General features: G+C 72.6%; 1 protein-coding gene. It reads left to right on the top strand.

The features are described 5' to 3' along the window. Window positions 1-166: 166 nt before the first annotated feature. On the top strand, window positions 167-376 hold a 210-nt coding region (locus AC1DGW_RS16910), incomplete at its 3' end, for a hypothetical protein (RefSeq protein WP_478025217.1).

Below are 376 nucleotides of genomic sequence, written 5' to 3' on the forward strand. Positions count from 1 at the left end.
GAGTCCGGCCGAGGCCGCGCAGCTGACGGAGCTGCGGCGCGCGGATGCCGCCGCGCCGGGCCCGGAGCCTGCCGAAGGGACGCTCCCCACGTCAGGCGCCCAACCTGTTCCGGGGCGAGCGCACCGAGACGAAGGCTCCCCACCGCTCGCGCCCGATCCGCCGACGATGTACCGTCTCGCTGACGGATCCGGCGTGATCGTCGGTGGAACGGGACGGAGTCGGCCGTTCGGGACAGCTCGTGAACGGGTAGTCGCCTGGTTCGCCACCAGCCGCGGGAAGCGCCCTCGCTACCTCATCGGCACAGCGGCGGCGTTGATCCTCGTCGGTCTGCTGATCGGCTGGGCCATCCCGCGTCCGCCCACGCAGCGTTACACG

It is taken from the genome of Stenotrophomonas sp. 05N423 (genome assembly GCF_056397145.1).